The organism is Geobacillus vulcani PSS1, from assembly GCF_000733845.1.
Taxonomy (GTDB): Bacteria; Bacillota; Bacilli; order Bacillales; family Anoxybacillaceae; genus Geobacillus; species Geobacillus vulcani.
The window spans coordinates 907,501-933,291 of record NZ_JPOI01000001.1; the positions used below are offsets into that span (position 1 = coordinate 907,501).

The following is a 25,791-nucleotide window of genomic DNA, read 5'->3' on the forward strand; positions in this document are numbered from 1 at the left end:
GGCGTGGACTACCAGGGTATCTAATCCTGTTTGCTCCCCACGCTTTCGCGCCTCAGCGTCAGTTGCAGGCCAGAGAGCCGCCTTCGCCACTGGTGTTCCTCCACATCTCTACGCATTTCACCGCTACACGTGGAATTCCGCTCTCCTCTCCTGCACTCAAGTCCCCCAGTTTCCAATGACCCTCCACGGTTGAGCCGTGGGCTTTCACATCAGACTTAAGGAACCGCCTGCGCGCGCTTTACGCCCAATAATTCCGGACAACGCTCGCCCCCTACGTATTACCGCGGCTGCTGGCACGTAGTTAGCCGGGGCTTTCTCGTGAGGTACCGTCACCGCGCCGCCCTCTTCGAACGGCGCTCCTTCGTCCCTCACAACAGAGCTTTACGACCCGAAGGCCTTCTTCGCTCACGCGGCGTCGCTCCGTCAGGCTTTCGCCCATTGCGGAAGATTCCCTACTGCTGCCTCCCGTAGGAGTCTGGGCCGTGTCTCAGTCCCAGTGTGGCCGGTCACCCTCTCAGGCCGGCTACGCATCGTCGCCTTGGTGAGCCGTTACCTCACCAACTAGCTAATGCGCCGCGGGCCCATCCGCAAGTGACAGCCAAAGGCCGCCTTTCAACCAAAAACCATGCGGTCTTCGGTGTTATCCGGTATTAGCCCCGGTTTCCCGGAGTTATCCCGGTCTTGCGGGCAGGTTGCCCACGTGTTACTCACCCGTCCGCCGCTGACCAAACCAGAGCAAGCTCCGATCCGGTCCGCTCGACTTGCATGTATTAGGCACGCCGCCAGCGTTCGTCCTGAGCCAGGATCAAACTCTCCAAAGAAAGTTGATTGGCTAATTCCGCTTCGGTCCGCCGCCGCTCAGGGTCAAATAACCTTCCCCCCTCGGGGTGCAAGCACCCCTGCGGGTGAAGAACATTTGCCCGTCGCGGCAAAACGCTCGCCTCAGCTTTTCTTATGACGCTTGCGTTTTGTTTAGTTTTCAAGGAGCTTGTTTACCTTTCACACTTTTCTTATTATACATATCATTTGCTTGGCTGTCAACACACCTTTTATCAACAGCGACATTCATTATTCTAATGCATTATCATATAAAAGTCAATAGATTTTAAACAAAAAATAAAAGGCATCTTGAATCATGATGCCTACAAAATATATTGGTCAATCACAATTAACGCTGCCGCTCCAGGGAGGCCAAGAAATCCGCAAACGATTGAGGTGACGAGGTTAATCGGAATATGGATGTTAAAATGCCCGCCGATGGCGTTGATGACAAACAGCGCGAGCGCCCCGACGATCAGACGGATAGCAGCGTAGCCAATCAGACGAAGCGCTTTGAGGCGGGCGCCGACAATCAGCAAAACGGCGATAAGCGCCAGCAACACGGTAATGACGACTTTCGGCTCCAACGTTTGAACCCCCTTTTTGCATGCTCGTACTACCAACGTATGAGAAACAGGGGAAAAAAGAACAAAAAAATAAGGAAGTTAACGCACTTCCTTAAGTGTGATGCGGCGGTGCTTCGCTTCGCGGAGGAGGAAAAAATATTTGGCCTCAGCGAGTTGCAATGCGCTCAGCACCTCCAGAGACGGATCGACACTTTTTTCAATGAGTTGTTTCTGCTCAAGCCATTCAGTTCTAGCCTTTTGCAGTTCAGCCATTAACTTTTCATCAAATTGTCTCTTTAGTTTCCCCTTTCGCCGCCATAACAAACCGATCCCCACCTTCTTTCTCTCTATAGCTCACGGCGTCCTTCCAACGCCTTTGATAACGTCACTTCGTCCGCATACTCCAGGTCGCCGCCGACCGGCAAGCCATGGGCGATGCGGGTGACTTTGATTCCTGTCGGCTTCAACAGGCGGGAGATGTACATCGCCGTTGCCTCTCCCTCAATGTTCGGGTCGGTCGCTAAAATGACCTCTTGGATCGTCTCATCTTGCAATCGCGTGAGCAGCTCGGCGATTTTAATATCTTCCGGGCCGATGCCTTCCATCGGCGAGATGGCCCCGTGCAACACGTGATACAGTCCGTTGTATTCTTTCATCCTCTCCATGGCGATGACATCTTTCGGATCCTGAACAACGCAAATCGTCGCTCGGTCGCGCCGCTCGTCTTTGCAGATGTAGCAAGGGTCTGTATCTGTAATATGCCCGCAAATCGTGCAATAATGAATATGCCGCTTGACATCAACGAGCGCTTTGGCAAACGCAAGCACGGTGTCTTCTTTCATCGCCAGCACATGAAATGCAAGGCGGGCAGCCGTTTTCGGGCCGATGCCGGGCAGTTTCATAAAGCTGTCAATCAACTTCGATAACGGTTCTGGATAATGCATACGTTCCCCCTAGAACAACCCTGGAATGTTAAGTCCTTTCGTAAACTGCCCCATCATTTCATTAGCCAACTCATCCGCTTTTTTCAACGCATCGTTTGTCGCCGCCAAAATCAAATCTTGCAGCATTTCAATATCGTCTGGGTCGACGACTTCCTCTTTAATTTTAACTTCCAAAATTTGTTTATGACCATTAGCGACAACGGTCACCATGCCGCCGCCCGCCGTGCCTTCCACCGTTTTTTCCGCCAGCTCTTCCTGCGCTTTTTGCATTTCTTTTTGCATTTTTTGCATTTGTTTTAACATTTTTTGCATATTTCCCATTCCGCCACGCATCATCTTGGCATCCTCCTTTAAACGGTTTATTCTTTGATTTCGATCAGCTCTTCGCCAAACAGCCGCTTCGCTTCGGCGATGAACGGATCTTCTTCGCTTTTTTCCGCCTTTGCGTCCTTATTCCGGATGAACTCTTCTCTTATTTTTCCCCATTCCTCCTCCGGAATGGCTACCATTTCAAAGCGGCGGTTTGTCAGCTCAAATAAAATCGCTTCGACGTTTTCTTTGACCGAGCTTGTGGGATCGGTCGCCATTTTGCAGTGGATTTCGTATTTGAATTTTAACACAAACGCTGAGGCGCTCGCTGCAACCGGCTCGCTCTCTTGCAACAAGGCGGCATGCGACACTTTATGCTGTCGTTTCAACGTATCGAGTACATCCGCCCAGCATCCTTTTACCAAAGCCAAATCTTCATGCGTCGCCTGTTTCAACAACTCGTAAATGCGGCCGATCGGCGCTTTATATCCCCCCGTTTTTGTCGATTTGGGCGATTTTTTCACCGGCGCGGCGGCCGACGGAAGGGCAGGCGGTTGTTCCTTCAGGCGACGCAATTCCGCCTCCAGCGTTTCGATCCGCTTTACCAACGGTTCCAACTCGGAAGCGGACAGCGACGGCGCGGCGGCTGATGGGTGGCAAAGCCTCACAAGCGCCACTTCCAACAGAAGGCGCGGATGGTTTGTCCACTTCATCTCTTGCTGGCTTTTGTTCAGCAACTCGATGGCCTCGTATAAATGGGAAACCGGGATCATTTCCGACAGTGAAGTGAACGCTTCGTCAACAACAGCAATTTGAATCGCTCCCTCCACATAGGGAGCGGTTTTGTACAGCAATAAATCGCGATAGTACAAAATCAAGTCTTCAACCAAACGATGCGGATCTTTCCCTTGTGCCATCATCGTTTCCAACTGCTGAAGAACCGCCGCTGTATCTTTGCGGTGGATGGCTTCGATGAAGCTCGATAAGGCGGCAAATGATGCGGCCCCGGTCATCGCCAGCACGTCGTCGAGCTCCAGCTTTCCGTCGCTGAACGAAATGGCTTGGTCAAGCAAGCTGAGCGCATCGCGCATCCCTCCGTCTGCAGCACGGGCGATGGCGGACAATGCCTCATCGGACGCCTCGACACCTTGGGCGCTTGCTACATACTTTAGCCGTGAAACGATCGCCGGAAGCGGGATGCGGCGAAAATCGAACCGTTGACAGCGGGAAATAATCGTCGCCGGAATTTTGTGCGGCTCGGTCGTGGCCAAAATGAAAATGACGTGTTTCGGCGGCTCCTCCAACGTTTTCAACAGCGCGTTAAACGCTCCGATCGACAGCATATGCACCTCGTCGATGATGTACACTTTGTAGCGGGCCGACGTCGGCGCAAACTTCACCTTCTCACGGATATCACGAATTTCATCGACGCGGTTGTTGGAAGCAGCGTCAATTTCTAACACATCGGGAACCGTTCCATTCGTAATGCCGAGGCAAGCCGAACACTCATTGCATGGCTCCGCCGCTGGCGCCTGTTCACAGTTGACCGCCTTGGCGAATATTTTCGCTGCGCTCGTTTTTCCTGTACCGCGCGGGCCGGAAAATAAGTAAGCGTGCGATATTTTATGTTGAAGCAGGGCGCTTTGCAACGTCTTGGTCACGTGTTCCTGGCCGACCATGTCTGCAAAGCGCTGCGGCCGAAACACGCGATATAACGCTTGGTATGCCACGGAAAACGGCCCTCCTCTTTCTCTCGTCCTATCTATTATATAACTTCCGATTGTAATTTAAAATAATAAAAAACCCACTCGCCATGAGTGGGTTTTGTTTCCTTATCGCTATGTAGGGCCGTGCACCTTCTGTCGATTAGCTGCCCCGAGCGTTGCTCAAGCAGTTAGCTCAGCCCAGGCGTCCCCGCGGCACATGGGAGCATCCGCTTACTGCTGCTTCCTTCCGGACCTGACAGGGTTCACGGAATCCCATTGCGCGGGACCCAGACGTCAACACCACTTGCTTGAGACAGGCCTCGCAACAGACTAACCTCGAGAAGGAATTCAGCCTCGCTAGAGCGGATTGCGAGTACAGGGCACCGCTACCTCCCCGCTTAGCACGGCACTATCAGTATAGCTCGTTTGCGGAAAAAATGCAATGTCAATCGACGGAATTTTCGTTGGCACTCCCGCCAACATTTCTCTTCTGTTCGCGCAATCGTCGAAAAAATTGGCTCAACAGCGAACCGCACTCGTCAGCAAGCACGCCGCTTACCACCTCAGCCTGATGGTTAAATCGGCTTTCCTGCAATAAGTTCATCAATGTCCCAGCGCACCCTCCCTTTGGGTCAAACGCGCCAAACACGACCCGTTCGATGCGGGAAAGAACAATGGCGCCTGCGCACATGGCGCACGGCTCAAGCGTTACGTACAACGTCGCCCGCTCAAGCCGCCATGAACCGGTTGCCCGGCATGCTTCATCAATCGCCAAAATTTCTGCATGAGCGATGGCTCGTTGTTCCGTTTCCCGCAAATTATGAGCGCGGGCGATGACGCGGCCGTCCTGAACGATGACAGCGCCGATCGGTACTTCGCCGATCTGCTCCGCTTTTTTTGCTTCTTCCATTGCCAATCGCATGTAGTACTCGTCGTTGTTCATCGTATACCCCTTCACACAAACGGTCATTTCTCCTTTCTTTTCATCATAGAATATGGAGAATAAAGACGCAACTAGGAGGTCAAGTATGCAAATCCACGTAGTGCAGAGTGGACAAACGTTAAGTGGAATTGCTGAGGCATACGGGACCACGGCGGAAGAAATTGTCCGGGCCAACAAGCTCCCAAACCCTGATAAACTCGTTGTCGGCCAGGCGCTCGTGATCCCGATCGTCGGTCGTTTTTACTGGGTGCAACGCGGCGACACGTTATGGTCGATTGCACGCCGATTTTCGATCCCGATGCAGCGGCTTGCCGAAGTAAACCGCCTCTCCTTAAACGCTCCGCTTAAGGTTGGGCAACGACTTTATATACCGCCCGGCGCCAAGCGAAGAGCGGAGTTTAACGCCTACATTGAACCACGCGGCGCGACGGTCAGCCCAGCACTAGAGGCGAGCGCTCGCGAAGCCGCTCCGTATTTGACCTATTTGAGTCCTTTTTATTTTGCGATCCAACGCGACGCGACATTGCAAGAGCCGCCGCTTGACGACTTTCCGGCCATCGCCCGCGCCAACCGCGTCACGCTCGTTATGGTTGTCGCCAACATTGAAAACGGGCAGTTCAGCGATGAGCTCGGCGCGCTTATTTTAACAAACGAAACGCTCCAAAACCGTCTGCTCGACAACATTGTCGCGACTGCTAAACGGTATGGCTTCCGCGACATCCATTTTGATTTTGAATATTTGCGCCCGGAAGACCGTGAGGCATATAACGCGTTTTTGCGCAAAGCGAAACGGCGGTTTGAACGAGAAGGATGGATGATGTCGACCGCCTTGGCGCCGAAAACGAGCGCGACCCAGCGCGGACGTTGGTACGAAGCACACGACTACCGCGCCCATGGACAAATTGTCGACTTTGTCGTGATTATGACGTATGAATGGGGCTACAGCGGCGGGCCGCCAATGCCGGTTTCCCCGATCGGCCCTGTTCGGCGCGTCCTCGAGTACGCGACCTCAGAAATGCCGGCTGGGAAAATCTTGATGGGACAAAACTTGTATGGCTACGACTGGACGCTGCCATACGTTCCCGGGGGCCCGTACGCCCAGGCCATCAGCCCGCAGCAAGCCATCGCCCTCGCTGCAAAGTATAACGTTGCCATCGAATACGATCCGGAGGCGCAGGCACCGCATTTTCGCTATCGCGATGAAAACGGACGCGAGCATGAAGTATGGTTTGAGGACGCCCGCTCCATTCAAGCAAAATTTAATCTTGTGAAGGAACTAGGTTTGCGCGGCGTCAGCTATTGGAAACTTGGTATTGATTTTCCACAAAACTGGTTGCTGATCGCTGATCAGTTTACTGTTGTAAAAAAATAAGGGCATAAAAAAACCCGCCGGTCAATGGCGGGTTTTTTATGATGGGAAACGGCTTTCGGCGGTCAACCGTTTCAGATGACAATCTCCTCTTATGCGCGTCAGTCCTCTTCATCATCGTTTTGGCCAAGAACAAAACTTCTTGTTCCTCATTGCCAACGTCATTCACTATAACACGGCAGTCGGGAAAAGTCAACCAATGATTGACCTCAAGCACCTTTCCTCAGCGAATGACGTCCCGGTTCCCCATGTACGGACGAAGCGCTTCCGGGACGATGACCGAACCATCTTCCTGCTGGTAATTTTCCAAAATGGCGGCGACCGTCCGTCCAATGGCCAGTCCAGAGCCGTTTAATGTATGCACGTACTCCGGTTTCGCTTTTGGATCGCGACGGAAGCGGATGTTGGCACGGCGCGCTTGAAACGCCTCAAAGTTGCTGCACGACGAAATTTCCCGGTACGTTCCGTAACTTGGCAGCCAAACTTCAATATCGTACGTTTTCGCCGCCGAGAATCCAAGGTCTCCGGTGCACAAGGCGACAACGCGGTACGGAAGCCCGAGCCGTTGCAAAACCGTCTCTGCCTGGCGTGTCAGCTTTTCCAATTCATCGTACGAATCCTCTGGCTTTACGAATTTTACCAGCTCGACTTTATTGAACTGATGCTGGCGGATCAACCCCCTCGTGTCGCGGCCGGCCGATCCGGCTTCCGCGCGGAAGCAGGCGCTGTAGGCCGCATAGTAAATCGGCAAATCATCGGCGGCCAAAATTTCGTCGCGGTGCAGGTTCGTCACCGGCACCTCAGCGGTCGGAATGAGGAAATAATCTTCGCTGTCCAAATGGAACGCATCCTCAGCAAATTTCGGCAACTGTCCGGTTCCGATCATGCTTGCCCGGTTCACTAAATATGGCGGCAACACCTCCTCGTAACCAAATTCATCAAGATGGATGTCAAGCATAAAATTGATGAGCGCCCGCTCAAGCCGCGCCCCTAACCCTTTGTAAAAAACAAACCGGCTTCCTGCCACTTTGGCGGCCCGCTCGAAGTCGAGCAAACCAAGTTGATCAGCGATTTCCCAATGCGGCTTCGGTTCAAAGGAAAACGAGCGCGGCTCGCCCCATCTCCGCACTTCCACATTGTCCTCTTCGGATTGACCGACCGGCACGGAATCGTGGGGCACGTTTGGAATCGACAACAACAAATCGTGGAGTTCCGCTTCAAGCTCGCGAATTTGCTCGTCCATCTGTTTAATGCGGTCGCCGACTTCGCGCATTTGGGCAATCAGCAGCTCAGCGTCCTTTTTCTCGCGCTTTAGGACAGCGATTTGTTGCGACACATCGTTGCGCTTGCTTTTCAGCTCTTCGACTTCCGCGATCAAGCGGCGGCGTTCTTTGTCGAGCTGCTCAAACCGGTCGATGTTGGCCAAGTCCCCGCCCCGCTGCATCAGCTTTTCTTTTACCTCTTGAAATTGAGTGCGCAGTAATTTTACATCCAGCATTTGTTTTACCTCCTTACCCACCATTTATTATACATAAAAACGCTCCCGTCCCAAAAAAGGGACGGGAGCGTTCCCGCGGTGCCACCCTTATTGAAGGCTAATCATGCCTTCCACTTATGCCGATAACGGCGGCAGCCGAAAACGCCTACTGACCGCTTAGGTGTTCAGCATTTTGCTCGAGGATGGATTCACAGGCGCCTCCTGCCGGTTCGCACCACCCACCGGCTCTCTGAAAGGAGGGATGCCTGCTACTAGTTCCTCTCATCGCGTTCACATGATTACAGGCTTGATACCGTTTTTGCTTCCTTGACCATATTTAAGAAGTATTGCATGAACCGATGGTCATCGGTCAGTTCGGGATGGAACGAGCAGCCAAGAAATTGGCCTTGCCGAGCCGCGACAATGCGGTCGTTGTATGTCGCGAGGACATCGACCCCGTCTCCGACCTCGACGATGTGCGGCGCACGGATGAAGACGCCGACGAACCCGTCGCCGACCCCTTTAATCGACAGCTCCGCTTCAAAGCTTTCCCGCTGCCGTCCGAACGAGTTCCGCTCCACCGTAATGTCCATCAAACCTAAGTGCGGCTCGTCGTAACCGACGATTCGTTTCGCCAGCAAAATGAGCCCCGCGCACGTGCCGAACATCGGCTTGCCGTCGGCGGCAAATTGCTTCAGCGGCTCCATGAGTCCGTACCGGTCAATCAGGCGTCGCATCGTCGTGCTTTCGCCGCCTGGCAGCACAAGCCCATCGAGTTCAGCGAGCTGCTCCGGCTTTTTCACGACAACCGCCTCGGCGCCGCACGCCTCAATGGCGCGAACATGCTCCCGCACAGCTCCTTGCAGTCCCAGTACACCGATTTTCATCGTTGTTTTGCTCCTTTATCTAAATTACCAGCCGCGTTCTTGCATCCGATGCTCCGGAAGCAATGTCGCGACATCGATGCCGCGCATTGCGCCGCCCAGTCCTTTCGACAAATGGGCAATCAGCTCATAGTCTTCATAATGGGTCGTCGCCTCTACAATCGCGCGCGCGTATTTTTCCGGATTTTCCGATTTGAAAATGCCCGATCCAACGAAGACGCCGTCCGCGCCCAGATGCATCATCAAAGCTGCGTCAGCCGGTGTCGCGACACCGCCGGCGGCAAAGTTGACAACCGGTAGGCGGCCAAGCCGCTTGATCTCACGCAACACCTCAACCGGAGCCCCGAGCTGTTTCGCCTCAGCGACAAGCTCATCTTCGCTCATGTTGACGACTTTGCGAATTTGCGCGTTCACTTTGCGCATATGGCGCACGGCCTCAACAATGTTGCCTGTCCCCGGCTCTCCTTTCGTCCGCAGCATCGACGCCCCTTCTGCAATGCGACGCGCCGCTTCCCCTAAGTCGCGGCAACCGCACACAAACGGAACGGTAAACTGCCGTTTGTCAATATGGAATTCTTCATCAGCCGGCGTTAATACTTCGCTTTCGTCAATGTAGTCGACGCCAAGCGCTTCTAAAACACGCGCCTCAACATAGTGGCCGATACGCACTTTTGCCATGACTGGGATCGAAACGGCGTTCATCACTTCTTCGATCACCGTCGGGTCAGCCATGCGCGCGACACCGCCAGCGGCGCGAATGTCCGCCGGGACGCGCTCGAGCGCCATAACCGCGACAGCCCCTGCCGCTTCAGCGATTTTCGCCTGTTCTGCATTCACGACGTCCATGATGACGCCGCCTTTTTGCATTTCCGCCATGCCGCGTTTGACGCGGTCCGTCCCTGTCAATGCCAACGTTGATTCCCCCTATTCCTATCTTGATAGTGGACAACATTTGTACAAGATGATCATTGCGATTCTGTTTTATTTTACCTCAATTTTTACAAAAATCACAATGGAAAAAAGCTCCCCATCTAGGAAAGTCGATTCTACAGCCAGCTTTTCACTGTTTTGGCGACGCTTGTCCATAAATCAACAAACAATCCGCCGACCGCGCGCATCGAAAGAACAAACCAATTGGCTTTTTCAACTTCAGCTGTTGTGACAAGCGGCACACGGATGTTTTTTTGCATGTCTGGGCTTAAGAAGGCAAGGGAGTCGTCCCCTTTATACTCGAGCGTCATATATCCAACCGTTTCCCCTTTCTTCAAAGGGGCGACTAGTTTTCCTTCTTTTGTCATTTTTTTCTTATCCAACACATATAAAGGTTTGTATTGTTTTTCCTCACCGTTTTTCACAAGAAGCTCCAGATTCTTTCCTGTCGCGACACGAACCTCTTTTTCTTTCCCTTTCACGACCGGAAGTGTTTCTTTTCCTTTCAGCTGGTACCCTTTCGGATAAAGCGTCTCGAGGGAGTATTGGTTGAATCCATAGTTAAATAGTTTTTCTGTCTCTTTAAAGCGCGCCTCTTTTGTTGTTTTCCCGCTCGCATCTTTCGCGTTCATGACAACTGAAATCAAGCGGACGCCGTTTCGTTTCGCCGTCCCGGTAAAACAGTTGCCGGCAAATTCCGTGTAGCCGGTTTTCAACCCGTCTACGCCTTCATATCCGTACACAAGCCCAGGCAGCATCCAATTCCAGTTGTCCATTTTGATCTCATCGTTCGTTCCTTCTCGGAACATTTTATGAGGAATGCTTGCCGTCTTCAGCACCTCGGGGTGATCTTTCAGCAATCGGTAGGCAAGCATCGCCATCGATCGTGCCGACATGACGTTTTCCTCGTTTGTGCTTGTCCCTTCCGGATGAAATCCTTTTAAATCCTCATTGCTTAACCCAGTTGCGTTGACAAATTTATAATCTTTCAGTCCGAGTTCCTTCGCTTTGTCGTTCATCATTTTTACAAAATTTTTCTCTGACCCAGCGATGATCTCAGCAATCGCGACCGTTGCCCCGTTCGCCGAATAAATGGCCATAGCCTCGTACAGTTCGCGCACCGTATATTTGCCATCTTTGCGCAACGGGACATTGGACAACGCCCGGTCTTGCGACAGCCGGTACACGTAATCGCTTGGCGTGTACGTTTGATCCCACTTGACGCGCTTCGCCTTAATGGCGTCAAGAAGCAAATACTCGGTCATCATTTTCGTCATGCTGGCAATCCCGAGCACGGTATCAATATTTTTTTCATACAAAATTCTTCCCGTTTGCGCATCCACTAAAATCGCCGCATCCGCCCGGATGTCAAGCGGGGCGCTCTCCGCTTTCACCGTCTGTTGAAACGGCCCAAACGTCAAACAAAGGCAAATCGACAGCAACCAAAACAACCAGTTTTGTTTTCTCCTCCTCACAATGACACCCTCCTCACACAACCGTTATTGTAACATACCGCCGGCCAAAAAAATAGACGGAGGACATGTCTCCGTCAAAATTGAACCAATGGGCGCAACTCCGATCAAAACGCAGAGTAGTTCGGTGCTTCCTTCGTAATTTGCACGTCATGCGGATGGCTTTCACGAAGCCCCGCGCTCGTCATGCGGATAAACTGCGTTTTTTCGCGCAGCTCTTCCAAATTGCGTGTTCCACAATAGCCCATGCCGGCACGAAGCCCGCCAACGAGCTGATAAATAGTGTCAGCAAGCGGTCCTTTGTACGGCACTCGCCCTTCGATGCCTTCTGGAACGAACTTTTTCGCATCCTCTTGGAAATAGCGGTCTTTGCTGCCGCGTTCCATGGCTGCGACCGATCCCATGCCCCGGTACACCTTAAAGCGGCGGCCTTGGTAAATTTCTGTTTCACCTGGGCTCTCGGAGACGCCAGCGAGCAAGCTGCCGAGCATCACCGCATGCGCCCCAGCCGCGATCGCCTTCACAATGTCGCCGGAGTATTTGATCCCGCCATCAGCGATAATCGGGACACCATGTTTGCGCGCTTCAGTCGCACAGTCGTAGATCGCCGTAATTTGCGGCACTCCAACCCCGGCGACAACCCGGGTCGTGCAGATGGACCCAGGACCGATTCCGACTTTAATAATGTTCGCCCCAGCCTCAATCAAGTCGCGCGTCCCTTCAGCTGTCGCGACATTGCCAGCGATGATGTTCAAGTCCGGGTATTGGCGTCGGATGTTGGCCACCGTTTCAAGGACACCTTTTGAATGGCCGTGCGCCGTATCGACGACAATGACGTCAACCCCTGCCTCAACAAGCTTTTTGACACGGATCATCGTGTCCGCCGTCACCCCGACGGCCGCTCCGACGATCAGACGCCCCTTCGCGTCCTTCGCTGAATTCGGAAATTCAATGACCTTTTCGATATCCTTGATCGTAATTAATCCTTTCAACACACCGTTTTCATCAACAAGAGGCAGTTTTTCGACCTTGTGTCGTTGCAAAATTTTCTCTGCTTCCTCCAACGTTGTCCCCACTGGAGCAGTGATCAAGTTTTCCTTCGTCATTACCTCGGAAATTTTAATCGAATAGTCTTGAATGAAACGTAGGTCACGGTTCGTAATAATGCCGACCAATTTTTGCTCCTCGGGGTTGTTGACGATCGGCACCCCCGAGATCCGATATTTGCTCATTAAATGTTCCGCATCATACACTTGATGATCCGGCGTTAGGAAAAACGGATCCGTAATGACGCCTCGTTCCGACCGTTTCACCTTGTCAACCTGCTCAGCTTGCTGTTCGATCGACATATTTTTGTGAATGATGCCAAGGCCTCCCTGACGCGCCATCGCAATCGCCATCTCCGCTTCGGTGACCGTATCCATCCCGGCGCTGAGAATCGGGATGTTCAACTGCAGCGTATCGCTCAACTTGGTCGTTACATCAACATCGCGCGGCAATACATCCGACTTTGCTGGGATGAGAAGAACATCATCAAACGTCAATCCTTCCTTGGCGAATTTCGCTTCCCACATGTTTTCTCCCCCTTGTCCGGAAATATTATTAGTAGCTTAACAACTGGTTAAACTACTGTCAAGGAATCGAGAAAATGTCCAACTTTTCAGTTATTTAAAAACAATTTCTATGTAAGGGGGGTAAAAATGTTCGGAAATCACGGTCAACCGTTTCACCTTTCTGTTTTCCGCTCGGCCGATACTGCGCAGGAATTTTTGCGGCAATGCTATCAACAGCTGCGGCGAGATGACGCCGTCCAACGCAGTTATGCAAACTGTTACCCATTCTTATATTACTTGGAACATGGGCAAAACTTTTACGCCGCTGCCCAACAGGCGCCGCTGTCCATCAAGCCCGTTCTCTTGTTTTACGGCATGGTGCAGCTCTTAAAAGCATGCCTTCTCACTGTCGACCCTGACTACCCAGAATCGACATCGGTCTTGGCTCATGGTGTATCAGCAAGAAAACGAAAAAAACAGGGCTACGAATTTTTAGATGATGAAGTGAAAATACAAAAAAACGGTTTATTCACACATTTTTCTGAAAAAATGTTTCATGTGAAACAAGAAGCTGGGGAAAAATTTCGCATGGGCGCGCTGTTGCAACGAATTGGCGAACTGCATGAAACGTTTTTTCTTCTAAGCGGGCGAAAAAAAACGTTATCCTTGCCTGTTGTACATACCGCTTCGCCGCCGATGCTCGCCATCCCAAAAGTGATTTTGGATCACTACCATATGTCGCTATCCCGCTTTGTCCAATATCTCCGTGAAGAAGGACAAGGAAAGCGGCTTTCGTTCGCCAAAGAAGAAGGGGAATTTCTGTATTTTCATATAGAATCGCCGCTGTCACCAGCCGGAGAGGGACCATTTTTATTTCATCTTGACGGTACGCTCCGAATTCCTGTCAAGAAAGAAAAAACATTCTCACTTCCAGAAATACATGCCCATTACTTGTTGCTGTATAACTTGAGCATGATTTCGCGCTATGAGACGGAATGGTGGAGCGAACTTCTCCATTCTTACCCAAGCAAGGCATACACGTTTATTCTCGAGTTTCTCTCCGTGTCGGCGGAAAAAGTTCCGTTGTTGCTTAATGAATACTTAATGCGGAAATTTTTGGATTGAATCAAATCAAAAATCCCCTGCTGTGTACACAGCAGGGGATTTTCGCCTAGCAGCGACCTACTCTTGCAGGGGCGCTGGCCCCAACTACCATCGGCGCTGGAGGGCTTAACTTCCGTGTTCGGGATGGGAACGGGTGTTTCCCCTCCGCCATAGCCACTAGGCAAGCATTTGGATTATGACATCATTTATTATACTCGAAAAATAAACAATGTCAAGAAGGAAGTTCATTCCTTCAAAACTAGATAACCGTCGGAAGAAGCCGCGCTTCGTACTGTCTAGCTCCGGCCGCCATCGGCTCGCGACGCTTCGGTCCTGCTGCGGCGGCAACACATTGCATACGCTCCTGTGGCACCACCCACGCAGAACCAAGCTTTGCTTGGTTCGAGCCTCCTCGCAGGCCCTCCAGCGCGTTTCGCCGATAGGCAGGCGGCCTCCGCTTTTCGCACTGTCTAGCTCCGGCTCGCCTCCGCTCGGGGTCAAATAACCTTCTCCCTCGGGGTGCAAGCACCCCTGCGGGCGAAGAACATTTGCCCGTCGCGGCGAACCGCTCGCCTGCGCTTTTCTATTGTCCAGTTCCAGCGCCTAGCTCTCTTCTGCCAAATAACCTTCCCCCTCGGGGCGCGAGCGCCCCTGCGGGTGAAGAACATTTGGCTTCGAGAGCGAAACGCGGCGCTTCCACTTTTCTAGGTTAAGCCCTCGATCGATTAGTATCCGTCAGCTCCACGTGTCGCCACGCTTCCACCTCGGACCTATCGACCTCGTCATCTTCGAGGGATCTTACCCGCTTTTGGCGGTGGGAAATCTCATCTTGAGGGGGGCTTCACGCTTAGATGCTTTCAGCGCTTATCCCGTCCGCACATAGCTACCCAGCGGTGCCCCTGGCGGGACAACTGGTACACCAGCGGTGCGTCCATCCCGGTCCTCTCGTACTAAGGACAGCTCCTCTCAAATTTCCTGCGCCCGCGACGGATAGGGACCGAACTGTCTCACGACGTTCTGAACCCAGCTCGCGTACCGCTTTAATGGGCGAACAGCCCAACCCTTGGGACCGACTTCAGCCCCAGGATGCGATGAGCCGACATCGAGGTGCCAAACCTCCCCGTCGATGTGGACTCTTGGGGGAGATCAGCCTGTTATCCCCGGGGTAGCTTTTATCCGTTGAGCGATGGCCCTTCCATGCGGAACCACCGGATCACTAAGCCCGACTTTCGTCCCTGCTCGACCTGTCCGTCTCGCAGTCAAGCTCCCTTGTGCCTTTGCACTCTCCGAATGATTTCCAACCATTCTGAGGGAACCTTTGGGCGCCTCCGTTACCTTTTGGGAGGCGACCGCCCCAGTCAAACTGCCCACCTGACACTGTCTCCCACCCCGCTCAGGGGTGCGGGTTAGAATTTCAATACCGCCAGGGTGGTATCCCACCGTCGCCTCCACCGAAGCTGGCGCTCCGGCTTCCCCGGCTCCCACCTATCCTGTACAAGCGATACCAAAATTCCATATCAGGCTGCAGTAAAGCTCCACGGGGTCTTTCCGTCCTGTCGCGGGTAACCTGCATCTTCACAGGTAGTATAATTTCACCGGGTCTCTCGTTGAGACAGCGCCCAAGTCGTTACACCTTTCGTGCGGGTCGGAACTTACCCGACAAGGAATTTCGCTACCTTAGGACCGTTATAGTTACGGCCGCCGTTTACTGGGGCTTCGGTTCGCACCTTCGCTTCCGCTAAGCACTCCCCTTAACCTTCCAGCACCGGGCAGGTGTCAGCCCCTATACGTCGCCTTTCGGCTTCGCAGAGACCTGTGTTTTTGATAAACAGTCGCTTGGGCCTTTTCACTGCGGCTCTTCAGGGCTCCTCACCCCAAAGAGCACCCCTTCTCCCGAAGTTACGGGGTCATTTTGCCGAGTTCCTTAACGAGAGTTCTCCCGCGCGCCTTAGGATTCTCTCCTCGCCTACCTGTGTCGGTTTGCGGTACGGGCACCTCTTCCCTCGCTAGAGGCTTTTCTTGGCAGTGTGGAATCAGGGACTTCCGGATGACTCCGTCGCCATCACAGCTTGGCCTTACGGCCAGCGGATTTGCCTGCTGGCCAGCCTCACTGCTTGGACAGGCTCTTCCAGCCGCCTGCTCGCCCTATCCTCCTGCGTCCCCCCATCGCTCAAACGGGAAGGAGGTGGTACAGGAATCTCGACCTGTTGCCCATCACCTACGCCTTTCGGCCTCGGCTTAGGTCCCGACTAACCCTGAGCGGACGAACCTTCCTCAGGAACCCTTAGGCTTTCGGCGCAGAGGATTCTCACCTCTGTTTTCGCTACTCATACCGGCATTCTCACTTCTAAGCGCTCCACCAGTCCTTCCGGTCTGGCTTCTCTGCCCTTAGAACGCTCCCCTACCGATGACCAACGGTCATCCCGCAGCTTCGGCGGCACGTTTAGCCCCGGTACATTTTCGGCGCAGAGTCACTCGACCAGTGAGCTATTACGCACTCTTTAAATGGTGGCTGCTTCTAAGCCAACATCCTGGTTGTCTCGGCAACTCCACATCCTTTTCCACTGAACGTGCACTTCGGGGCCTTAGCTGGCGGTCTGGGCTGTTCCCCTCTCGACCACGGATCTTATCACTCGCAGTCTGACTCCCGGGCATAAGTCCTTGGCATTCGGAGTTTGACTGGGTTCGGTAACCCGATGAGGGCCCCTAGCCCAATCAGTGCTCTACCTCCAAGACTCTTAAACCCGAGGCTAGCCCTAAAGCTATTTCGGGGAGAACCAGCTATCTCCAAGTTCGATTGGCATTTCACCCCTACCCACACCTCATCCCCGCACTTTTCAACGTGCGTGGGTTCGGGCCTCCAGCCGGTGTTACCCGGCCTTCACCCTGGACATGGGTAGATCACCTGGTTTCGGGTCGACGACGACGTACTTCGCGCCCTGTTCAGACTCGCTTTCGCTGCGGCTCCGCCTCTTCGGCTTAACCTCGCACGCCATCGTCACTCGCCGGTTCATTCTACAAAAGGCACGCCATCACCCATCAACGGGCTCTGACTACTTGTAGGCACACGGTTTCAGGTTCTCTTTCACTCCCCTCCCGGGGTGCTTTTCACCTTTCCCTCACGGTACTGGTGCACTATCGGTCACTAGGGAGTATTTAGCCTTGGGAGATGGTCCTCCCTGCTTCCGACGGGATTCCTCGTGTCCCGCCGTACTCAGGATCCGCTCGGGAGGGAACGAAGTTTCGACTACAGGGCTCTCACCTTCTCTGGCCGGCCGTTCCAGACCGGTTCGTCTACCCCGTTCCTTTCTCACTCCCATCATGAGCGGTCCTACAACCCCAAGAGGACTCGCCTCTTGGTTTGGGCTGTTCCCGTTTCGCTCGCCGCTACTCAGGGAATCGCGTTTGCTTTCTTCTCCTCCGGGTACTAAGATGTTTCAGTTCCCCGGGTGTGCCCTCCATGCCCTATGGATTCAGGCATGGATACTGCCCCATTACGGACAGTGGGTTCCCCCATTCGGACATCTCCGGATCCACGCTTGCTTACAGCTCCCCGGAGCGTTTCGGCGTTTGCCCCGTCCTTCATCGGCTCCTAGTGCCAAGGCATCCACCGTGCGCCCTTTCTAGCTTAACCTACAGCGTCTCGGCTTCTTCCTTTGCGTTTCCGGTTATCTAGTTTTCAAGGAACGATTTTTAGTTGAGGAAACAACGAGATGGTGGAGCCTATCGGGATCGAACCGATGACCTCCTGCTTGCAAAGCAGGCGCTCTCCCAGCTGAGCTAAGGCCCCATCCAATGGGCCTAAGTGGACTTGAACCACCGACCTCACGCTTATCAGGCGTGCGCTCTGACCAGCTGAGCTATAGGCCCATATACTCCTCACAAGGAACGATACGTTCCCTCCAAACGAAACAAGGCCGCTGCATTGAATCCATTTCTTTGCAGCCTTGCACCGAGGAATCTCGACTTCTCCGAATCTGCTCGCAGGCGCAAAACAGCCAGAAAAGACAAGTTCCCTCAAAACTAAACAAAACGGCAAGCGTCATTATAATCAAACCATTCGGTTTTGTCAATAACATCCTTAGAAAGGAGGTGATCCAGCCGCACCTTCCGGTACGGCTACCTTGTTACGACTTCACCCCAATCACTTGCCCCACCTTCGGCGGCTGGCTCCCGTAAGGGTTACCTCACCGACTTCGGGTGTTGCAAGCTCTCGTGGTGTGACGGGCGGTGTGTACAAGGCCCGGGAACGTATTCACCGCGGCATGCTGATCCGCGATTACTAGCGATTCCGGCTTCATGCAGGCGAGTTGCAGCCTGCAATCCGAACTGAGAGCGGCTTTTTGGGATTCGCTCCCCCTCGCGGGTTCGCAGCCCTTTGTACCGCCCATTGTAGCACGTGTGTAGCCCAGGTCATAAGGGGCATGATGATTTGACGTCATCCCCACCTTCCTCCGACTTGTCGCCGGCAGTCCCTCTAGAGTGCCCACCTCCGTGCTGGCAACTAGAGGCGAGGGTTGCGCTCGTTGCGGGACTTAACCCAACATCTCACGACACGAGCTGACGACAACCATGCACCACCTGTCACCCTGTCCCCCCGAAGGGGGAACGCCCAATCTCTTGGGTTGTCAGGGGATGTCAAGACCTGGTAAGGTTCTTCGCGTTGCTTCGAATTAAACCACATGCTCCACCGCTTGTGCGGGCCCCCGTCAATTCCTTTGAGTTTCAGCCTTGCGGCCGTACTCCCCAGGCGGAGTGCTTATCGCGTTAGCTGCAGCACTAAAGGGTGTGACCCCTCTAACACTTAGCACTCATCGTTTACGGCGTGGACTACCAGGGTATCTAATCCTGTTTGCTCCCCACGCTTTCGCGCCTCAGCGTCAGTTGCAGGCCAGAGAGCCGCCTTCGCCACTGGTGTTCCTCCACATCTCTACGCATTTCACCGCTACACGTGGAATTCCGCTCTCCTCTCCTGCACTCAAGTCCCCCAGTTTCCAATGACCCTCCACGGTTGAGCCGTGGGCTTTCACATCAGACTTAAGGAACCGCCTGCGCGCGCTTTACGCCCAATAATTCCGGACAACGCTCGCCCCCTACGTATTACCGCGGCTGCTGGCACGTAGTTAGCCGGGGCTTTCTCGTGAGGTACCGTCACCGCGCCGCCCTCTTCGAACGGCGCTCCTTCGTCCCTCACAACAGAGCTTTACGACCCGAAGGCCTTCTTCGCTCACGCGGCGTCGCTCCGTCAGGCTTTCGCCCATTGCGGAAGATTCCCTACTGCTGCCTCCCGTAGGAGTCTGGGCCGTGTCTCAGTCCCAGTGTGGCCGGTCACCCTCTCAGGCCGGCTACGCATCGTCGCCTTGGTGAGCCGTTACCTCACCAACTAGCTAATGCGCCGCGGGCCCATCCGCAAGTGACAGCCAAAGGCCGCCTTTCAACCAAAAACCATGCGGTCTTCGGTGTTATCCGGTATTAGCCCCGGTTTCCCGGAGTTATCCCGGTCTTGCGGGCAGGTTGCCCACGTGTTACTCACCCGTCCGCCGCTGACCAAACCAGAGCAAGCTCCGATCCGGTCCGCTCGACTTGCATGTATTAGGCACGCCGCCAGCGTTCGTCCTGAGCCAGGATCAAACTCTCCAAAGAAAGTTGATTGGCTAATTCCGCTTCGGCTCGCCGCCGCTCAGGGTCAAATCACTTTTCCTCTCGGGATGCAGCACCCCTGTGGGTGAAGAACATTTGCCCGTCGCGGCAAAACGCTCGCCTCAGCTTTTCTTATGACGCTTGCGTTTTGTTTAGTTTTCAAGGAGCTTTTTCGCTGTCCCTTAATGATGACAGCTATTAGATAATAACGCATGGGCAACGAAAAGTCAACAACTTTTTTTGTTTTTTTATTGTTACAAGCAATGCTGATTGTATCATGTGGATGTTGTTTAGGCAATAGTATTTTTTGGAACTAACACTGGTCAACCTTGCACCATTTCCTCGATATAGATATCCCGCTGAACGCTTAGTGAACGCAACTGTCCGGTTTCGATGATCTTGACGATCGGCCGGACTGGCTCGTCCGGAGGGATAAACATCACTTCAGCCATTTCGCCGTTGGAGAGTTTAACGACGGCTCCTGTTTGTAGGCCGATGAGATCGTTCACCAGTGCGGCGACAGCTTCTGTACTCAGTTTGCCGAACTGCTCCCTTTGCATCGTTTCAATGGCCCGAAACGGCGACTGTTTGCGACGGTATAACCGTTCTGAAGTCATAGCGTGGTAGACATCAGCGACGGCGACGATCTGGCTGTAAGGGTGAATTCTTTCTGCTTTTACGCCGAGCGGGTAGCCGCTGCCGTCGTTTCGTTCATGGTGCTGCAGCACGGCAAGTTTTGCCCCATGATTTAGCGCAGGGATTTTTTGCACCATGCGGTAGCTGAAGACAGGGTGCTGCTTTACTTCATTGAACTCGGCTTCAGTGAGTGCTGACGGATTTGTCAAAATTCTCTTGCTTACTTTCGCCATGCCACAGTCTGCTAGCACACCGGCAAGGGCGATTTGGTGGCATTCCCCTTCGCTGTATCCAAGCTGCATGGCCAAAAAACCCGCAAGCAACCCGACGCTGACGGCATGATGGTGCAAATATTCGTCCTTTGTTGCGTAATGATGTAACATAAGCAACTCTCGTTTTTGGCCCGCCATTCGTTCAAAAAGCGGAATGATGACTCCTCTGATTTCACCGATATCAACCGGCAAACCAGCTTGCCACGATTGAAACCATGTTTTGTATCGTTGGACCGCCTCTAAGTAGAAGGCCATCGGCTGTTTGGCAGCCGCCACTGATGCGGAATCGGCGTTGGGAAATGGCTCGCCGTTGGCAAGCAATGGTTCAACATCCACTTCTTCAACGAGGAATTTTTCAAGTATGAGTAGCAACGGTTTCGTGATCACGGTGTTTTTCGGTATAATTGGACGTTTCGTCTTGCCGAGCACATCTTCAGCGATTACGCATCCTTCTCGGAGCTGGGAGCGTTTCACACGGACCATCGATTAGTGCCCCCTTTGCCTTTTTTCTCTGTATATTTCTATCTTAACATGATTTTGGCTGCGATGACAGGCTTTTGAAGCAGAAAAAACGACGCCCCGCGCCTATAGGCGAAGCGCCGTTTCCGTTAGGCTGAATGATCTTCTTCTTTTTCCTCGTCCCTTTCTTCCTCAGGCACTTTCGCCACCGTAGAGACGCACTCATGCCCATCTTCGCCAGATAGGCGAATGAGTTTAACGCCTTGGGCGATTCTTCCTGTCCGAGAAATATCACTGACGGCGATGCGAATGAGCACACCGCCGGTCGTGATCACCATGACGTCTTCATTGCCGACGACCGTTGTCACCGCAACAACAGGACCGTTTCTATCTGTGACGTTGCACGTTTTCAATCCTTTGCCCCCGCGGCTTTGCACGCGGTATTCCGAGGCCGGGGTGCGCTTGCCGAACCCTTTTTTCGTGACGACAAGCACATCATGATGGTCTTCTAAAATTTCCATGCCGACGACTTCATCCCCGACATCAAGCGTGATCGCTTTGACTCCAGTCGCGCTGCGGCCCATCGCCCGCACGTCGGTTTCCGGAAAACGGATGAGCATGCCGTTTTTCGTACCGATGATCAAATGCTTTTTGCCATCCGTCAGCCGGACAGAAATCAGTTCATCCCCTTCGCGCAAATGGATGGCGATAAGCCCGTTGTTGCGAATATGGGCGAACGCTGAAAGCGGGGAACGTTTAGCAATTCCTTGCTTTGTCGCAAACACGAGGTAGCGTTCATCGCTAAACTCGCTTTCAATCGGAATCATGGCGTTGATCCACTCATCTTTATCGAGCTCAAGCAAGTTGATGATCGGCAGCCCTTTGGCTGTGCGGCCGAATTCTGGGATCTCGTAGCCTTTTGCCTGATACACTTTCCCTTTATTCGTGAAAAACAGCACGGTGTCATGAGTCGACGTAATGAGCAAATGTTCGACGAAATCGTCTTCCGCTGTATGCATGCCTTGCACGCCCCGTCCGCCGCGTTTTTGGCTCCGGTACGTCGATAAAGGCAAGCGCTTGATGTAGCCTTTATGAGTAAGCGTGATGACGACATGCTCTTGTGGAATTAAATCCTCGTCATCGAACTGCTCAACGGCTCCTGAAACGATTTCCGTGCGCCGCTCATCGTTGAACCGCTCCTTAATTTCGCTCAGTTCATCGCGAATGATTTGCAGTACTTTCTCTTCGTCGGCCAATACACCTCTCAGTTCGGCGATCAGACGGACAAGGTCTTGGTATTCTTGTTCGATTTTTTCCCGCTCGAGACCCGTTAACCGTTGCAGGCGCATATCCAAAATCGCCTGCGCTTGCCGTTCACTGAGCGAGAATCGCGCCATCAGCCCTTCGCGTGCCGCCTCCGTTGTCTGTGAGCGGCGGATGAGGTCGATCACTTCATCCAAATGGTCAAGGGCGATGCGCAATCCTTCCAGAATGTGAGCACGCGCCTCGGCTTTTTTCAGTTCAAACGCCGTCCGCCGGCGGATGACGGTTTTTTGATGGTTTAAATAATGCTCCAAACACTCTTTTAAGTTCAGCACTTTCGGCTCGCCGTTTACCAAAGCGAGCATGTTGATGCCAAAGCTCGTTTGCAATGCCGTATGTTTGTACAAATTGTTCAACACAACTTTCGCATTGGCATCGCGCCGCACTTCGATAACGATGCGCATGCCGCTCCGATCCGACTCGTCGCGCAAGTCGGTGATGCCGTCAATTTTTTTCTCGCGCACAAGTTCGGCGATCCGCTCGATCAGTTTCGCCTTGTTTACTTGGTAAGGGAGCTCGCTCACAATGATCGTTTCCTTGCCGTTTGGCTGTTGCTCAATTTCAGCCTTGGCGCGCAATGTAATCGAGCCGCGCCCCGTTTCATACGCCTTGCGGATGCCGCTGCGGCCGATGATTTGCCCAGCGGTTGGAAAGTCAGGTCCTGGGATGTATTCCATCAAATCGGCAACCGTCATCTCCGGATTTTGGCTTAATGCCAACAAGGCGTCGATCACTTCGCCAAGCTGGTGCGGCGGAATGTTCGTCGCCATTCCGACAGCGATGCCGGATGAACCGTTGACAAGCAAATTGGGAAACCGGGACGGCAACACGACCGGTTCTTTCTCCGAACCGTCATAGTTGTCTTGATAATCGATCGTGTCTTTGTTGATATCGCGCAAAAGCTCCGTGGCAATTTTTGACATGCGCGCTTCCGTGTAGCGCATCGCTGCTGCCGCGTCGCCATCGATCGATCCGAAGTTCCCATGGCCGTCAACAAGCATGTAGCGGTAGTTGAAATCTTGCGCCATGCGCACCATCGTGTCATACACGGCGGCATCCCCATGCGGATGGTATTTCCCGATCACTTCGCCGACGATGCGAGCCGACTTTTTATACGGTTTATCGGCAGTCATGCCGAGGTCGTGCATGGCATATAAAATGCGGCGATGCACCGGCTTCAGCCCGTCGCGCACGTCCGGCAGGGCGCGCGAAACGATGACGCTCATCGCATAGTCAAGAAACGAAGAACGCATTTCCTGGCTGATGTTCACTTCGCGGATGCGCGGTTGTTCGTGTTCTGCCATTCATTCAAACCTCCCTTTAAAACCTCCTCCAGTCCGGCCCGCCCGGCCAGGCAGACGCGGACGGACGGCGGGCGCCGCTTCGCTCGCGCGCCGGGTGTCCCCGTCGGCAAGGTGAAGCGAGGAGGACGGCTGCTTCCCTCTCTTTTTAGCCTAAATGTCCAAGTTTTTCACATAACGGGCATTTTCTTCGATGAACTGGCGGCGCGGCTCGACCTTATCGCCCATTAAAATTTCAAACGTTTCATCTGCGTCAATGGCGTCTTGCAAGCTCACTTGCAACAGCGTTCTCGTTTCCGGATTCATCGTCGTTTCCCAAAGTTGCTCCGGATTCATTTCGCCCAATCCTTTATAGCGTTGAATCGTCGGTTTTGGCTGTTCCGGCAGTTCGGCAAGGATTTTCTCAAGCTGGCGGTCGTTGTAAGCATAACGCACCTGTTTTCCTTGCTCGATTTTATACAGCGGCGGCTGAGCGATATAAATGTAGCCGCGTTCGATCAATTCCCGCATATAGCGGTAAAAAAATGTTAAAAGAAGCGTGCGAATGTGGGCCCCGTCAACATCGGCGTCAGTCATGATGATGACCTTATGATAACGTGCCTTTGAGATGTCAAACTCTTCGCCAATGCCCGTGCCAAGAGCGGTAATAATCGCCCGCACCTCATTGTTCGACAAAATTTTGTCTAAGCGCGCTTTTTCCACGTTAAGGATTTTCCCGCGCAGCGGCAAAATGGCTTGGAAATGACGGTCGCGCCCTTGTTTCGCCGAGCCGCCGGCCGAATCGCCCTCGACGACGTACAGCTCGCTGATCGACGGGTCTCTTGACGAGCAGTCAGCCAGTTTGCCCGGCAAATTGGAAATTTCAAGCGCACTTTTGCGCCGCGTCAGTTCACGTGCTTTTTTCGCCGCCAGCCGCGCCCGCGCTGCCATCATGCCTTTTTCGACGATTTTTCGGGCAATCGTGGGATTTTCAAGCAAGAATGTTTCAAATTGTTCGGAAAAGACAGCATCGGTCACCGTGCGCGCATCGCTGTTGCCGAGCTTTGTTTTCGTTTGTCCTTCAAACTGCGGCGATGGATGCTTGATCGACACGATGGCCGTCAGCCCCTCGCGTACATCTTCGCCAGTCAAGTTCGCGTCATTTTCTTTAAAAATTTGCTGCTTGCGGGCGTAATCATTGATAATGCGCGTCAGCGCCATTTTAAAACCGGATTCATGTGTGCCGCCTTCATGCGTATGAATGTTGTTGACAAACGAATAAATATTGCTTGTATAGCCATCGTTGTACTGCAAGGCGATTTCTAAAGCAATGCCGTCACGTTCGCCCGCGATATAAATTGGCTCCTCATGCAGCACTTCTCGCGTGCGGTTCAAATGACGGACGTATGAACGAATGCCGCCTTCGTAAACATATTCGTTTTTTCGGTTGTCAACCCGTTCGTCCGTCAGCGTAATTTTTAAGCCGCGATTTAAAAAGGCAAGCTCACGCAACCGAGCGGCCAGCGTTTCATAGTCAAATTCCGTCGTCTCAGTGAAAATTTCTGGATCCGGCTTAAAACGGGTCGTCGTTCCCGTCCGGTCTGTCTCGCCGATGATTTGCAAGTCGGTGCACGGTTCTCCGCGCTCGTACCGCTGGTAATGGATTTTTCCATCCCGATAGACGTACACTTCGAGCCATTCCGATAAGGCGTTGACAACCGAAGCGCCAACGCCGTGCAAGCCGCCGGACACTTTGTAGCCCCCTCCGCCAAATTTTCCACCGGCATGAAGGACGGTCATAATGACTTCGACGGCAGGACGCCCGGTCGCTTCGTGAATATCAACCGGAATGCCGCGTCCGTTGTCGGCGACGGTGATGCTGTTGTCTTTGCCGATCGTCACATCGATGTTTGTGCAATAGCCCGCCAACGCCTCGTCGATGCTGTTGTCGACGATTTCCCAAACGAGATGGTGCAGTCCTTTCGGCCCCGTCGAGCCGATGTACATCCCCGGACGTTTGCGGACCGCTTCAAGGCCTTCAAGCACTTGGATTTGGCTTGCATCGTACGTCTGCTTAACCCGTTGTTCCATTGTCATGCCTGATC

Annotated in this window: 16 protein-coding genes, 2 tRNA genes, 4 rRNA genes, 1 other RNA gene and 1 other annotated feature (1 of these 24 only partly in view); of the genes, 2 read left to right on the top strand and 21 right to left on the bottom strand. The window is 53.2% G+C overall.

What is annotated here, in order from left to right; all coding sequences use genetic code 11:
* The 8 genes from N685_RS0104985 to tadA all read right to left on the bottom strand — a co-directional run.
* Positions 1-821: ribosomal RNA gene (locus N685_RS0104985) — 16S ribosomal RNA — on the bottom strand; it reaches 737 nt to the left of the window's first position.
* 321 nt (positions 822-1,142) lie between these two features.
* Positions 1,143-1,406: a pro-sigmaK processing inhibitor BofA family protein gene (locus N685_RS0104990; RefSeq protein ID WP_031406364.1), complete on the bottom strand. Its 264-nt coding sequence runs from the start codon at positions 1,404-1,406 to the stop codon at positions 1,143-1,145.
* A gap of 78 nt (positions 1,407-1,484) precedes the next feature.
* Positions 1,485-1,709, bottom strand: coding sequence for a YaaL family protein (locus N685_RS0104995; RefSeq protein WP_031406366.1), 225 nt, complete (start codon positions 1,707-1,709; stop codon positions 1,485-1,487).
* 23 nt (positions 1,710-1,732) lie between these two features.
* On the bottom strand, positions 1,733-2,329 hold the full coding sequence (gene recR / locus N685_RS0105000; protein ID WP_031406369.1) for a recombination mediator RecR: 597 nt from the start codon (positions 2,327-2,329) through the stop codon (positions 1,733-1,735).
* 9 nt (positions 2,330-2,338) lie between these two features.
* Positions 2,339-2,662: a YbaB/EbfC family nucleoid-associated protein gene (locus N685_RS0105005; RefSeq protein WP_020279743.1), complete on the bottom strand. Its 324-nt coding sequence runs from the start codon at positions 2,660-2,662 to the stop codon at positions 2,339-2,341.
* 26 nt (positions 2,663-2,688) lie between these two features.
* Entirely contained in the window at positions 2,689-4,368 is a 1,680-nt protein-coding gene (gene dnaX, locus N685_RS0105010; RefSeq protein WP_031406372.1) for a DNA polymerase III subunit gamma/tau, read from the bottom strand.
* Positions 4,369-4,486: 118 nt separating this feature from the next.
* Positions 4,487-4,751, bottom strand: an RNA gene (gene ffs, locus N685_RS18870) — signal recognition particle sRNA large type.
* Between the two features lie 38 nt (positions 4,752-4,789).
* Positions 4,790-5,287 (bottom strand): tRNA adenosine(34) deaminase TadA, encoded by a 498-nt coding sequence (gene tadA, locus N685_RS0105015; RefSeq protein WP_031406373.1) that lies wholly within the window; start codon positions 5,285-5,287, stop codon positions 4,790-4,792.
* 85 nt (positions 5,288-5,372) lie between these two features.
* Here tadA and N685_RS0105020 point away from each other — a divergent pair, with 85 nt between their 5' ends.
* A complete protein-coding gene (locus N685_RS0105020) occupies positions 5,373-6,659 on the top strand; it encodes a LysM peptidoglycan-binding domain-containing protein (protein WP_031406376.1) in 1,287 nt (428 codons plus the stop codon).
* A gap of 220 nt (positions 6,660-6,879) precedes the next feature.
* Here the strand turns inward: N685_RS0105020 and serS are convergent, their stop codons facing one another.
* From serS to guaB, 5 genes are all read right to left on the bottom strand, one after another.
* Complete coding sequence (gene serS, locus N685_RS0105025; protein ID WP_031406378.1) at positions 6,880-8,154, bottom strand: serine--tRNA ligase; 1,275 nt, start codon at positions 8,152-8,154, stop codon at positions 6,880-6,882.
* 54 nt (positions 8,155-8,208) lie between these two features.
* Positions 8,209-8,428, bottom strand: a binding site (T-box leader).
* A gap of 4 nt (positions 8,429-8,432) precedes the next feature.
* Positions 8,433-9,020 carry a pyridoxal 5'-phosphate synthase glutaminase subunit PdxT gene (gene pdxT, locus N685_RS0105030; protein ID WP_031406380.1) on the bottom strand — a complete coding sequence of 196 codons (588 nt, stop codon included), beginning with the start codon at positions 9,018-9,020 and terminating at the stop codon, positions 8,433-8,435.
* 24 nt (positions 9,021-9,044) lie between these two features.
* The gene (gene pdxS / locus N685_RS0105035; RefSeq protein ID WP_031406382.1) at positions 9,045-9,929 is read right to left on the bottom strand and encodes a pyridoxal 5'-phosphate synthase lyase subunit PdxS; all 885 of its coding nucleotides are present in this window, start codon (positions 9,927-9,929) and stop codon (positions 9,045-9,047) included.
* A 134-nt stretch (positions 9,930-10,063) separates the two neighbouring features.
* Positions 10,064-11,422, bottom strand: coding sequence for a serine hydrolase (locus tag N685_RS0105040; RefSeq protein ID WP_031406384.1), 1,359 nt, complete (start codon positions 11,420-11,422; stop codon positions 10,064-10,066).
* Positions 11,423-11,526: 104 nt separating this feature from the next.
* Positions 11,527-12,993: an IMP dehydrogenase gene (gene guaB, locus N685_RS0105045; protein WP_011229525.1), complete on the bottom strand. Its 1,467-nt coding sequence runs from the start codon at positions 12,991-12,993 to the stop codon at positions 11,527-11,529.
* 126 nt (positions 12,994-13,119) lie between these two features.
* On the opposite strand from guaB, the gene N685_RS0105050 reads away from it, so the two are divergent.
* A complete protein-coding gene (locus tag N685_RS0105050; RefSeq protein ID WP_031406387.1) occupies positions 13,120-14,097 on the top strand; it encodes a YaaC family protein in 978 nt (325 codons plus the stop codon).
* Between the two features lie 44 nt (positions 14,098-14,141).
* Here N685_RS0105050 and rrf read toward each other — a convergent pair.
* From rrf to gyrB, 8 genes are all read right to left on the bottom strand, one after another.
* A 5S ribosomal RNA gene (gene rrf, locus N685_RS0105055) occupies positions 14,142-14,258 on the bottom strand.
* 523 nt (positions 14,259-14,781) lie between these two features.
* Positions 14,782-17,710, bottom strand: a 23S ribosomal RNA gene (locus tag N685_RS0105060).
* Positions 17,711-17,790: 80 nt separating this feature from the next.
* Positions 17,791-17,866, bottom strand: a tRNA-Ala gene (locus N685_RS0105065).
* A gap of 6 nt (positions 17,867-17,872) precedes the next feature.
* Positions 17,873-17,946: transfer RNA gene (locus tag N685_RS0105070), tRNA-Ile, on the bottom strand.
* A 215-nt stretch (positions 17,947-18,161) separates the two neighbouring features.
* Positions 18,162-19,719, bottom strand: a 16S ribosomal RNA gene (locus N685_RS0105075).
* Together the 16S, 23S and 5S rRNA genes with 2 tRNA genes alongside form the textbook arrangement of a ribosomal RNA operon.
* Before the next feature lie 320 nt (positions 19,720-20,039).
* On the bottom strand, positions 20,040-21,107 hold the full coding sequence (locus tag N685_RS0105080; protein WP_031406389.1) for an HD-GYP domain-containing protein: 1,068 nt from the start codon (positions 21,105-21,107) through the stop codon (positions 20,040-20,042).
* A 125-nt stretch (positions 21,108-21,232) separates the two neighbouring features.
* Entirely contained in the window at positions 21,233-23,710 is a 2,478-nt protein-coding gene (gyrA, locus tag N685_RS0105085; protein ID WP_031406391.1) for a DNA gyrase subunit A, read from the bottom strand.
* Between the two features lie 150 nt (positions 23,711-23,860).
* Positions 23,861-25,783, bottom strand: a complete 1,923-nt coding sequence (gyrB, locus tag N685_RS0105090) for a DNA topoisomerase (ATP-hydrolyzing) subunit B (RefSeq protein ID WP_031406393.1) — start codon at positions 25,781-25,783, stop codon at positions 23,861-23,863.
* Between the last annotated feature and the right edge of the window lie 8 nt (positions 25,784-25,791).